The sequence below is a fragment of the Streptomyces sp. CA-111067 genome (genome assembly GCF_050956065.1).
Classification (GTDB): domain Bacteria; phylum Actinomycetota; class Actinomycetes; order Streptomycetales; family Streptomycetaceae; genus Actinacidiphila.
On sequence record NZ_CP192103.1, the window covers coordinates 1,934,168 to 1,946,210 of the forward strand.

The following is a 12,043-nucleotide window of genomic DNA, read 5'->3' on the forward strand; positions in this document are numbered from 1 at the left end:
CACGCAATCTGTGAAGGAGTGCCCCATGGCCCCTCCCGGCCGGCAACTGGTCGTCCACAGCCTGCGTGAGCAGATCCGCGAGCACATCCTCGAAGGCATCGTCAGCGGCCGGTGGAAGCCCGGTGAGCGGATCGTGGAGCGCCGGATCGCGGTGGAGCTCCAGGTCAGCCAGACGCCGGTACGCGAGGCGCTGCGCGAGCTGGAGACGCTGCGGCTGATCGAGTCGGCGCCGAACAAGGGCGTACGGGTGCGGGGGCTGACCGCGGCCGACCTCAAGGAGAGCTACCCGGTGCGGGCCGGCCTGGAGCAGGTGGCCGCCGAGCTGGCGGCCGAGCGGCTGGCGGTGGACGCGTCGGCGCTCGACCGCGAGGTGGCGGCGTTGCGGGAGGCGGACGCGGAGCTGGACGGCGAGGCCCAGGTGCGGCACACGGTGGCGTTCCACCACGAGCTGGTGCGGGCGGCGGGCAACGCGGTGCTGCTGCACGCGTGGGAGTCGCTGGGGATCGAGGTCTGGACCACCCTCTCGATCCGCTGGCTCTCCCCCGCCCCGCGCGCGTACGCCGCCGAGCACCAGGACCTGATCGACGCGTTCACCCGCCGCGACCCGCAGATCTGCACGCTGATCAAGTCCCACGTCCTGAGCTGCGCCCCCCAGGTCTGACGCCCCGGCCGGGGTTTTGAAGGCGGGGCGCGGGCGGCACCGCGTGCCCTCAAGGCTGGCACCCCGTGCCGACTTTGAATTACGGGTCCGCGACCCGTTGATCGATCATCGATCGACGGCGTATCGTCGAACCGGCGAGTGCCCCTGTCGTGCCACCCCGCACTCCCACCCCTCCCTCCGTTCGGAAGGCGGCACCCATGCCCGACGACGACGTACGCCGACCCCGGCCGAGTCAGCTCGATCAGATCCCGGACCGCGACCCGGAGGAGACCGCCGAATGGCGGGCCTCCCTCGCGGCCGTCACCGAAGCGGCCGGGCCACACCGCGCCGCGTATCTGATGCGCCGCACCCTGGAGGGTGCCGGCGACGCCGTCGCGCTGCCCTCCCTGCTCGAGACCGAGTACATCAACACCATCCCGACCGCCGCCGAGCCCGCCTACCCGGGCGACGAGGCCATGGAGCGCCGGATCACCGCCTGGAACCGCTGGAACGCGGCGGCCATGGTGACCCGCGGCTCCCGGCAGGGCCTCGGCGGCCACATCGCCACCTTCGCCTCGGCGGCCTGGCTCTACGAGACCGGCTTCCAGCACTTCTTCCGCGGCAAGGAGGGCCCGGGCAGCGGCGACCAGCTCTACCTGCAGGGCCACGCCTCGCCCGGCATCTACGCCCGCGCGTTCCTGGACGGGCGGCTGAACGAGGGCCAGCTCGACCGCTTCCGCCAGGAGGCGAACGGCGACGGCCTGCCCTCGTACCCGCACCCGCGCCGGCTGCCCTGGCTGTGGGAGTTCCCCACCGTCTCGATGGGCCTCGGCCCGCTCTCGGCGATCTACCAGGCGCGGTTCAACCGCTACCTGGAGCACCGCGGCATCAAGGACACCTCCGACTCCCGGGTGTGGGCGTTCCTCGGTGACGGCGAGATGGACGAGCCCGAGTCCACCGCCGCCCTGGCGCTGGCCGGCCGCGAGGGCCTGGACAACCTGACCTTCGTCATCAACTGCAACCTGCAGCGGCTGGACGGCCCGGTCCGCCCCAACTTCAAGATCGTGCAGGAGCTGGAGGCGCAGTTCCGCGCCGCCGGCTGGAACGTGGTCAAGTCGCTGTGGGGCGCGGCCTGGGACGAGGTGCTGGCCAAGGACTTCGACGGCGCGCTGCTCAAGCGGCTGCGCGAGGTCCCGGACGCCCAGTTCCAGACCTACGCCACCCGCGACGCCGGCTACGTGCGCGAGCACTTCTTCGGCGCGGACCCGGCGCTGCGCACGATCGGCGCCGGCCTGTCCGACGCCAAGCTGACCGAGCTCTTCCAGTCCTCCCGGGCCGGGCACGAGCCGCGCAAGGTGTACGCGGCCTACCGCGCCGCGGTGGAGCACAAGGGCGCGCCGACGGTGATCCTGGCGCAGACGGTCAAGGGCTACACGCTCGGCGCCGGCTTCGAGTCCCGCAACGCCAACCACCAGATGAAGAAGCTGACCGGCGAGCAGTTCCGCACCATGCGCGACCTGCTGGAGCTGCCGATCCCGGACAGCGCGCTGGACGGCGGCCTGGTCCCGTACTGGCACCCGGGCGAGGACTCCCCCGAGCTCCGCTACCTGCGCGAGCGCCGCGCGGCCCTCGGCGGCCCCGCCCCGGCCCGCAAGGTCGCGGTCAAGCCGCTGCCGCTGCCCCCGGACAAGGCGTACAAACCGCTGGAGCAGGGCTCGGGCACCCAGGAGATCGCCACCACCATGGCGTTCGTCCGGCTGGTCAAGGACCTGATGCGGGAGAAGGAGACCGGCCGCCGCTGGGTGCCGGTCGTCCCCGACGAGGCCCGCACGTTCGGCATGGAGTCGCTGTTCCCGTCGGCCGGGCTGTACTCGCCCAAGGGCCAGACGTACGACCCGGTGGACCGCGACCAGCTGCTGTACTACAAGGAGGCGAAGAACGGCCAGATCCTCAACGAGGGGATCACCGAGGCCGGTTCGCTCGCCGACTTCACGGCCGCGGCCACGTCGTACGCCACGCACGGCGAGCCGATGATCCCGTTCTACATCTTCTACTCGATGTTCGGCTGGCAGCGCACCGCCGACCAGTTCTGGGCGCTGGCCGACCAGCTCGGCCGCGGCTTCGTGATCGGCGCCACCGCGGGCAAGACCACGATGACCGGCGAGGGCCTGCAGCACGCCGACGGCCACTCGCACCTGATCGCCTCCACCAACCCGGCGGCCGTCTCCTACGACCCGGCGTTCGCGTACGAGGTCGCGGTGATCGTCCGCGAGGGCCTGCGGCGGATGTACGGCCCCGAGGCCGAGGACGTCTTCTACTACCTGACGGTCTACAACGAGCCGAAGGTGCAGCCCGCCATGCCGGAAGGCGTGGAGGAGGGCATCCTCAAGGGCCTGTACCGCTACCAGCGGGCGGCCGACCCGGTGCCCGGCGCCCCGCAGCTCCAGCTGCTGGCCTCCGGCACCGCGATCCACTGGGCGCTGGACGCCCAGCGGCTGCTGGCGGACGACTGGGGGGTGGCGGCCGACGTCTGGTCCGCGCCGTCCTGGACCGAGCTGCGCCGGGAGGCGCTGGAGTGCGACGCGGCGCTGCTGCGCGGCGAGGAGCGGGTGCCGTACGTGACCCGCGCGCTGGAGGGCGCGGCCGGCCCGGTGGTCGCGGTCAGCGACTGGATGCGGGCGGTGCCCGACCAGATAGCCCAGTGGGTCGAGCAGGACTGGACGTCGGTGGGCACGGACGGCTTCGGCCTGTCCGACACGCGTGACGCGGCCCGCCGGCACTTCGGGGTGGACCCGCAGTCGCTGGTCGTCGCGGCGCTGGCCGCGCTCGCGAAGCGGGGCGAGATCGAGCCGCGCGTCGTCAAGGAGGCGGCGGGGCGGTACGGGCTGTAGGTCGCGCGGCGGGCTGCGGGTCCGGGCGGCGGCGGTACGGGCCGTAGGGCCCGGCGGCAGCCGTACGGCGCTGCGGCCCGCGCGGCCGGAGTACGGGCGGGGGCCCGGTGGTGGGGCGGTCAGGCGCCCCGCCGCCGGGCCCCCGCCGCGCTGGGCGGCGAACCGGAGCGGGACCTTCCGGCGGGGGCGTCCCGCTCCCGGTGGACGGGGTCCGGGCCCGCTCCCGGCCGCCGGTGCGGTCGCGCTCCCACCGCAAGCACAAGAATCGGCCACGCGTGCGGCACCAGATGTCCCGGAAGGGATTGCGGGCATGTACAGGCACCGGTTACGTTCCCCCGGATGCCTGCCAACCCCAGCCCGCTCACGGCTCCCACCGCCGACGACTTCCGTGCCTGGCACCAGGTGCAGTCGGCCGCTCTCGCGCACGACAGGCCCGGCGAGCCGGTGCCGTCGCTGTCGGCGGTGCGGGCCAGGCTGAGCACGTACACCGACGGCAGCCGGCTGGTGCTGTGGCTGGTACGCGGCCAGGCCGGCGACCCGGTGGCCACGGCGCTGCTGCGGTTATTCGACGACCCGGCCCGCGCCGCCGAGCTCGTCCTGACCGTCCACCCGGCGCACCGCCGGATGGGCACCGGTTCGCGCCTGCTGGCCACGGCCGTCGAGGCCGCGACCGCAGCGGGCTGCGGCACCGTCGCCACCGAGGTCACGGCCGGCACGTCCGGCGAGGGCTTCGTCCGCACCCGGGACTTCGCCCCGGCGCTGCGGCTCACCTGGCAGCGGCTGGTCCTCGACGACATCCCCGAGCATGTCCGCAAGCTGCCCCAAGTCCCGCACCCCGGCTACCGGCTGACGGCCTGGGAGGGCGTGGCGCCCGACCCGTTCGCCCAGTCGCTGGCCACGGCCAGGTCCGGCATGGACGACACGCCGCGCGGCGACCTGGCCGTACGCGGCACGACCTGGGACGTGGCCAGGGTCCGCGAGATCGCCGAGCTGGCGGCCGGGCGCGGCGAGGGCGAGCAGCTGCTGACGGTGGCGGCGATCGACGACACGGACGGCACGGTGGCCGGCTACACCAAGCTGGTGCTGCCGGGGCCCGGCGGGACGGGCCAGGGCGCCCGGGTGGCCCAGCAGTACGACACCGCCGTGCTGCCCGCGCACCGCGGCCACGGCCTCGGGCTGTGGATGAAGGCGGAGATGCTGCGCCTGGTGCTGGCCGGCCACCCCGGGCTGGCCGAGATCCACACCGACATCGCCGACGACAACCGGCACATGCTCGCCGTCAACACCGCGCTCGGCTTCCGTCCGCTGCGCCGGTCCATCGCCTACCAACTGCGGCTGACCGCGCGCTGAGCGGCCCACCGGGCGCCGCCGCGGCGGATAACCGGACGTGGGCCCGGTGGGCTCGTCGGGGAGGCCGTCTCGGGCCGCCGCGCGAGCGGAACCGGCCTCTGTGCGCCGCGCCCCGGCCCGGCGTACGCGAGCCGGTCCCGAACGTCGTACGCTGACCACCCCTCTCGCCGTACTCCGGCGCGACGGGCCGACGGCCGTGACGACACGGACCCGCCGGGGGTACTCCGCGTGCGGGCGGGCGCGGCAACCGGGAAGCTGGACGGGTGATGGACGAGACGGAGTTCTGGGAGATCGTCGACAGTACGCGCACTGCCGCGGACGGCGACCCGGACGAGCATGCCGACCTGCTGGTCGAACGGCTGGCCACGCTGGACCCGGACTCCGTACTGGACTTCGCCCGGCACTTCGAGACCCGCTTCATCCGGGCCTTCCGCTGGGACCTGTGGGCGGCCGCGGACATCATGCTGGGCGGCGCGGACGACGAGTCGTTCGACTACTTCCGCTGCTGGCTGATCGGCCAGGGCAGGCACGTCTTCGAGGGCGCCCTGCACTCGCCCGACGACCTGGCGTTCCTGGTGACCGACTTCGACCCGGAGGCCGACGGCGAGGCCGAGGACCTGGGCTACGCGGCGGACGAGGCATACGAGCAGCTGACCGCCGTCCGCCTCCCGGACCTGGCCCTCCCGCAGCCCGACCAGCCCGAGGGCGAGCCCCTGGACCTGGACGACGAACGCGCGATGGCGGAACGCTTTCCCCAGTTGTGGTCGAGGTTCGGCTGACGGCCGGGGCCGCCGGTCCCACGGCGGCCAGTGGCCCGCGCCCGGCGCGGGCGGCGACGTACATGCGGGCCGCCGGGGCAAGATGAGCCCATGCGGATTGCTGTCAGCGGCGCCTCAGGACTCATCGGCTCGGCCCTCGTCGAGTCGCTCGGCAAGGACGGCCACGAGACCGTACGGCTGGTGCGCCGGGCGCCCGCCTCCGCCGAGGAGGTCCGGTGGGACCCGGTGCGCGGCACCGTGGACGTCCAGGGCCTGGCCGGCTGCGAGGCCGTCGTCCACCTCGCCGGGGCCGGAATCGCCGACCGCCGCTGGACCGACGCCCGGAAGCGCGAGCTGCGCGACAGCCGCGTCCTCGGCACCTCGGCCATCGCCCGCGCCGCCGCCGCGATGGACACCCCGCCCCGGGTCCTGCTGTGCGGCTCGGCGATCGGCTACTACGGCGACACCGGCGACTCGTGGGTCGACGAGGACAGCCCGCTGGGCGACGGCTTCCTCGCCGAGCTCTGCCGGGACTGGGAGGCCGCGGCCGACCCCGCGCGGGAGGCCGGCATCCGTACCGTCCACGCCCGTACCGGCCTGGTGGTCTCCGGCGAGGGCGGCGCGTGGGGGCGGCTGTTCCCGATCTTCAAGGCCGGCCTCGGCGGCCGGATCGGCAGCGGCCGCCAGTTCTGGAGCTTCATCGCGCTGCACGACGAGCTCGCCGCGATGCGGCACATCCTGACGACGGACTCGCTGTCCGGCCCGGTCAACCTGACCGCGCCCGACCCGCTCACCAACCGCGAGGTGACCGCCGCGATGGGCCGGGTGCTGCACCGTCCGACGGTGGCGGCCGTACCGGCGTTCGCGCTGCGCGCGGCGCTCGGGGAGTTCGCCGGAGATGTGCTGGGCAGTCAGCGGGTGCGCCCGAAGCGGCTGTTGGAGTCGGGCTTCGCGTACGCGTTCCCGGAGATCGACCAGGCGATCGGGGCGGCGCTGCGTACGCGGTGAGGCGGGGCGGCGAGGGCGTTGACGGGGGGCCGCGAGCGCGGGCGCGTTGACGGGAGCGGGGCCGGGGGCGGGCGGGACGCGGACCGGGGTGGCCCGGAAACGGCCGGAACAGGGCGGTTGGCCCGGCATCAGTTGCCTTTGATGAGGGCATGACCTTTACCAGCGTTCAGCGCCGTGCACGGGAGTGTGGCGCCGGCGCCAGCGGGGAACGGACCCGACCCCGGGGAGGGGCATCGTGCTCTCACCAGCCCGCCGGACAGACATGGCCGCGACCAGCCGGGAGGCGGCGCGAGCCGTCCCCGTCGCCGATGTGATCGTCATAGGAGCCGGGCTCTCCGGCCTGGCGGCGGCCCGGCAACTCCTCGCCGGGGGCCTGTCGGTCACCGTGCTGGAGGGCGCGGACCGGGTGGGCGGCGGGATGGTCACCGACGTGGTGGACGGGTTCCGGCTCGACCACGGGCCGCAGTTGCTCAACACGTCGTATCCGGAACTGCACCGCACGCCCGGGCTGCGCGGGGTGCCGCTGGCCCCGTTGGCGCCGGGTGCGCTGGTGCGGATCGGCGGCCGGGGCTACCGGGTCGGCGATCCGCGCGGCGCGCGGGCCGCGTTCAGCCCGGCGCGCACCCCGATCGGCTCCGCGCTCGACCGGGCCCGGCTCGGCACGACGCTCAACCGCCTCGCCGGAACGTCCACTTCGCGGCTGACGGCCCGCCCGGAGAGCACGGCGGCGCAGGCGCTCAGCGGTCGCGGTTTCGCGCCGCGCACGGTGGAGGGGTTCCTGCGGCCGCTGCTGGCCGCTCTGCTCTGCGACCCCGAGCTCCAGACGTCCAGCCGGGTCGCGGACCTGGTGCTGCGCGGGTTCGCCACCGGCCGCACCTGCCTGCCGTCCGGCGGCGCCTCGACGTTGCCCGAGCGGCTGGCGGCGGCGCTGCCGCCCGGCGCGATACGGCTCGGCACCCGGGCGGTGCGGGTCGCGGTCAACTCGGTGCTCACCGCCGACGGCGCCGAACTCCCCTGCCGGGCGGTGCTGGTGGCCACCGGCGCGCGGGAGGCGGGCCGGCTGCTGCCCGGCCTGCGGGTGCCGGGCTTCCACCAGGTGACGGTGTTCCACCACGCGGCCCCCGCGCCCCCGTTGCGCGACCCGGTCCTGGTGCTGGACGCCGACCGCCTGGGCCCGGTCTCGCACAGCTTCCCCGCGAGCACGATCGACCCCGGCCGCGCGCCGACCGGCCGCACACTGATCACCTCGGTCGTCCTGGGCCCACCCCCCGACGGCGAGGCCCCCGGCGACAAGAGCGTCCGCGCCCACCTGGCCGAGCTGTACGAGACGTCCACCGACGCCTGGCACCTCCTGGCCACCCACACCGACCCCGAAGCCGTCCCGACCATGCCCGCCCCCCACGACCTCCGCCGCCCCGTCCGCGTCCTGAACGGCCTCTACGTCTGCGGCGCCCACCGCGACACCAGCACCCCCCAAGGCGCCCTCCTCTCCGCCCGCCGCGCCGCCCAGAGCATCCTCCGCGACGCGGCGCTGCGGCCCCCGAGGGCAGCGGCGTAGGGCCTCCGGCCGGGGGCGTACGTGAGGCGCAGTGGGCGGCGGGGCAGCACCGCAACGGGCCGGGTGGCCGGGAGGCGTTGCGGGAGCGTGGGTGAGATGGGCGGGACCAGCCGTGCGCGTCAACCACCGGAGTCAGCGTCCGGCGAAGGTGCACCCCGCGCCCCCTTTTTTGGGCTCCCTCGCCTTCGGGGCGCTTCAGCCCCTTGGGGGTCCCCCCGGACGGAGTCTGGGGGAGGTCGATCGTGCTCGATTCCTTCGTTCCTCAGGAACCTCCGCGCGTTCTCCCTTTCGGCAGCGTCCGCCCCTTCGACTCGGGAGCCGTCCTCGGTTCACCGTCCAGCGCATCGCTCGCCCAAACCGGCTCGCGCACAGCGTGAAGCTCGCGCAGCACGCTCGCGCCCGGCGCCAAGCTCGCGCCCCGCCTGCGTCGCCGCGCCGCCCCCGCCGCATCATGGAGCGCATGAACGGGTACTGGGACCCGCTGCCCACCGCGCGGCGGGTGGTCGAGGGGCTTGGCGAGTCGGGCGGGCGGATCTTCGCCGGGGTGTGGGAGGAGCGGAACTGGCGGAACGTTCCGGGGCCGTTCTATGCCGGGGAGACCGACAGCCTCGCCGTGGGGCGGCTCGGTGCGCCGGGGCACATCTCGTATGACGACGGGCACGGCGGCGGGTTCGGCGCCGAGTTCATCTACCGGCAACCGGTGAACGCGCACGAGACCGAAGCGGTGGTCGAGGGCTGCCGGATCGAGACGTACTCGGGCTACAACTGGGACGGCGACGACCACTGGACGCCGGCTGCCGTCCGCGACTGGTGGCGGGGCCGGGCCCGGGTCCGGGAGTGGGCCGTCGCGACGGCCGCCGACTGGGGCGGGAGCAGCCACCCCGAGTGGGGCGAGAACGGCCACCCGCGCCACCTCCCGCACTACCACGACGCCGCGCAAGGCCAGCGCGACTTCGTCGCGTACATCGACGACGGCCTGGAGTCCTACCTGCGCGGCTACCTCTTCTGGCTCGACCAGCGGCGCGAGCCGGCGCCCGGCGAGGCGCTTCCCCGCCTCTAGGCGGCCGGGGGACGCTCCTCGGGGGCGCGCCCGCCCCATGTGCCCCGCTCAGAAGGGCAGTTCGCGGTCCGCATAAGCGTGCATCGGCTCGTCGTCCGACGGCTTCGTCCGCAGGCCGTAGTCGTGCAGGCCGAGCCGTTCGGCAACCGCCCTGGACCCGGCGTTGTGCGCGTGGATCCAGGCGACCACGGGGATCTCGGGGTCGTGCTCCCCGGCGACGCGCATGGCGGCACGGGACAGCTCGGTGGCGTAACCGCTCCCCCAATGCGCCCGCACCAACCGGTAGTACAGGTTCCAGAACCCGGGGGCATGCCGCTGCGCGCCGCCGACGCCGATCAGCTCGCCGGTCTCCCGGTCCCGGGCCATCCAGTAGCTGACGCCGCCCAACTCCCAGTGCCTGGTGCACCGGTCGATCCACGCCTGGGTGATCCCCGGCCGGCTGTGCCGCCCCTCGGGCAGGTGATGCCAGACCTCGGGATCAGCGTTGAGCGTGTACAACGCGTCCAGATCCTGCGCCCCGACCCCCCGCAGCTCCAACCGCTCGGTCACCACCAGATACGGCTCACGATCGTCACCCATCCCGCGATCGTATCGACCACCGAACAGCGGGGGCGGCCGGGGGCCGAGGTGAAGCGTGGCGGGCAGCCGGGAGCGCCGGTGCGCGTCAACTGCCGGGGTCAGCGTCCGGCGAAAACGCACCCCGCGCCCCCTCCGGGAAGCACCCGGGCCAGCACCCCGCCGGGGCACCCGGCCGGCCCGGGGCAACGCCGACAGCGGCCCCCTCAAAGCCCCAGCGCCGACGCCCTGTCGAAGAAGGAACGGGCTGCCGGGGCATCCCGGTAAGGCTCCAGGCGGCGGCCGAAATCGCGGACGTATTCCGCCGCGCGCAGCGAGCGCATTTCGGAGGCCTGGTGGAGCACCTCCACCCCCAGCGCGCAGGCCGCGTCGATGTCGCCCAGGCCCAGGCGGGCGGTTGCCAGGACCGTGCGGCAGAAGAGGCGGCTGCGGGCGTAGCCGGGGGCGCGGAGTTGGAGGGAGCGTTCGGCGTGCTGGGCGGCGGTGCGGTATTGCTGGAGGTCGCGGTGGCAGTGCGCGAACTCGTCGGCGAGCTGGGCCTCGTCGAAGAACCGCGCCCAGTGCGGGACCTCGTCGCCGGATCGGGCGGCCGCGAGCGAGCGTTCGGCCCGGGCCAGGGCCGCCGTGCACGCGCGGGTCTCGCTGAGCACGCCGTGGCCGCGCGCCTCGGCCGCGTGCAGCAGGGCCTGGACGGTGGCGGGCGCGCCGGTGCCGACGCCCTGCTGGGCCACCCGGGCCAGTTGGACGGCCTCGCGGCCGTGGCCGAGGTAGACCGCCTGGCGGCTCATCGTCACCAGGACGTACCCGCCGTAGACCCGGTCCCCCGCCGCCTGCGCGAGCCGCAGCGCCTGGACGAAGTAGCGCTGCGCGAGCCCGTGAGCGCCGATGTCGTACGAGGTCCACCCCGCCAGCAGCGTCAGGTCGGCGACGGCGCCGAACAGCCGCCGCCCCTGCGCCTCCCCGAAGCTGCCGCGCAGCATGGGCTCGGCCTCGTGCTCCAGGTAGCGGACCAGGGCGAGCCGGGCGTGGCCGCCGCCGTACGCGTTGTCGAGGGTGCGGAACAGGTCGCCGACCGCCCGCAGCGCCGCGATGTCCCCGGCCACGACCCGGTGCCGACCGGGCCCCGACCGTACCGACGGCATCGCCGGGAGGGCCGGCAGCACCGGCGGCCGGGCGGGCGTCCCCGCCCTGCCCCGGGTCTGCGCGGGCACCCGCGCCCGCTCCCCCTCCACCACCTCCTCGACGGCGCCGCCGCCGCTCACCACCGTGTCGTCCGCCCGCCCGATCAGCCAGTCCCGGCTGGGCACGACGAGCCCCGCCGGCGTGAAGGCGATCTTGCGCAGCTCCGGCTGGTTGCCGGTGTCCTTGCGCCACAGGCCGCTGACGATCTCCACCGCCTCGGCCGGCGAGGCGGCGTACTCCAGGCCCGCGTAGACCGGCGCGCACGCGTCAAGGCCGAGGTCCGTCGCGGACAGCCGGCGGCCGAGCCGCTGGGTGAACACCTCGGCGATCAGCGCGGGCGTGGTGCCGCGCGGCTGCTGGCCGCGCAGCCAGCGGGTCACGGACGTCTTGTCGTACCGCAGGTCGAGGCCGTGCTCGGTGCCGAGCTGGTCGACCCGGCGGGCGAGCCCCGCGTTGGAGAAGCCGGCCTCGGCGATCAGCGCGGCGAGCCGGCCGTTGGGGTTGCCCGGCCGCTCGGACGGGGCCGGCGAACCCGGCTCCGCCGGTGGGACGGGTGACGTGGGCAGGCCGGCGGCCCCGGCGTCATCCGGGGCGTCGGTCCCCCGCGGGGTGTCGGTCCCCAGTGGGACGTCGCGCTCCTCCGGGGTGTCGCCCTCCCGGCCCTCCGCCTCCAGGCGCGGTGGCGGCTCGGGGTGGGTCGTCGGACGCGTCGGCTGGGTCGGAAGGTTCGGGCTGCGCTGCGTGGAACGGTCCGTCATCGGCTGTGCGGTCCACTTCCTCTGGAGATCTCCGGATCGGCGCCGAATGTAACGGTCCGTCGTCGGCCGATGACCGTAAGACCCGGATATTCGCCCAGATGGACGACATAGCTCCTCAATTACCGGCAAAATATCCGGGTGCACCCGGGTCGACGTGCTATGGCCGCGCACCCAGCACCGGCACCGGGCCGCCCCGGCCCCCACCGGGCCCCGCCCAGGCCCCCCACCACCGCGCCCGCCGTCCCGCACCGCCCCCGCCGTA

Annotated in this window: 9 protein-coding genes; 7 read left to right on the forward strand and 2 right to left on the reverse strand. The window is 74.7% G+C overall.

Annotated features, from left to right (window positions below; all coding sequences use genetic code 11):
* The first annotated feature begins 25 nt into the window (after nucleotides 1–25).
* The 7 genes from ACQPW6_RS08450 to ACQPW6_RS08480 all read left to right on the forward strand — a co-directional run bounded on the left by ACQPW6_RS08450 (nucleotide 26) and on the right by ACQPW6_RS08480 (nucleotide 9,265).
* Nucleotides 26–661, forward strand: a complete 636-nt coding sequence (locus tag ACQPW6_RS08450; protein ID WP_433888927.1) for a GntR family transcriptional regulator — start codon at nucleotides 26–28, stop codon at nucleotides 659–661.
* 197 nt (nucleotides 662–858) lie between these two features.
* The gene (gene aceE, locus ACQPW6_RS08455; RefSeq protein WP_433888928.1) at nucleotides 859–3,531 is read left to right on the forward strand and encodes a pyruvate dehydrogenase (acetyl-transferring), homodimeric type; all 2,673 of its coding nucleotides are present in this window, start codon (nucleotides 859–861) and stop codon (nucleotides 3,529–3,531) included.
* A 339-nt stretch (nucleotides 3,532–3,870) separates the two neighbouring features.
* The gene (locus tag ACQPW6_RS08460) at nucleotides 3,871–4,881 is read left to right on the forward strand and encodes a GNAT family N-acetyltransferase (protein ID WP_433888929.1); all 1,011 of its coding nucleotides are present in this window, start codon (nucleotides 3,871–3,873) and stop codon (nucleotides 4,879–4,881) included.
* Nucleotides 4,882–5,147: 266 nt separating this feature from the next.
* Nucleotides 5,148–5,660, forward strand: coding sequence for a DUF4240 domain-containing protein (locus ACQPW6_RS08465; RefSeq protein WP_433888930.1), 513 nt, complete (start codon nucleotides 5,148–5,150; stop codon nucleotides 5,658–5,660).
* 90 nt (nucleotides 5,661–5,750) lie between these two features.
* Nucleotides 5,751–6,647 (forward strand): TIGR01777 family oxidoreductase, encoded by an 897-nt coding sequence (locus ACQPW6_RS08470; protein ID WP_433888931.1) that lies wholly within the window; start codon nucleotides 5,751–5,753, stop codon nucleotides 6,645–6,647.
* 262 nt (nucleotides 6,648–6,909) lie between these two features.
* The gene (locus ACQPW6_RS08475) at nucleotides 6,910–8,205 is read left to right on the forward strand and encodes an NAD(P)/FAD-dependent oxidoreductase (protein ID WP_433888932.1); all 1,296 of its coding nucleotides are present in this window, start codon (nucleotides 6,910–6,912) and stop codon (nucleotides 8,203–8,205) included.
* A gap of 460 nt (nucleotides 8,206–8,665) precedes the next feature.
* Complete coding sequence (locus ACQPW6_RS08480) at nucleotides 8,666–9,265, forward strand: hypothetical protein (protein WP_433888933.1); 600 nt, start codon at nucleotides 8,666–8,668, stop codon at nucleotides 9,263–9,265.
* A gap of 48 nt (nucleotides 9,266–9,313) precedes the next feature.
* Here ACQPW6_RS08480 and ACQPW6_RS08485 read toward each other — a convergent pair whose 3' ends face one another.
* Together ACQPW6_RS08485 and ACQPW6_RS08490 are read right to left on the reverse strand one after the other, a co-directional pair.
* Nucleotides 9,314–9,844 (reverse strand): GNAT family N-acetyltransferase, encoded by a 531-nt coding sequence (locus ACQPW6_RS08485; RefSeq protein WP_433888934.1) that lies wholly within the window; start codon nucleotides 9,842–9,844, stop codon nucleotides 9,314–9,316.
* A 203-nt stretch (nucleotides 9,845–10,047) separates the two neighbouring features.
* Nucleotides 10,048–11,781 carry a regulator gene (locus ACQPW6_RS08490; RefSeq protein WP_433888935.1) on the reverse strand — a complete coding sequence of 578 codons (1,734 nt, stop codon included), beginning with the start codon at nucleotides 11,779–11,781 and terminating at the stop codon, nucleotides 10,048–10,050.
* Between the last annotated feature and the right edge of the window lie 262 nt (nucleotides 11,782–12,043).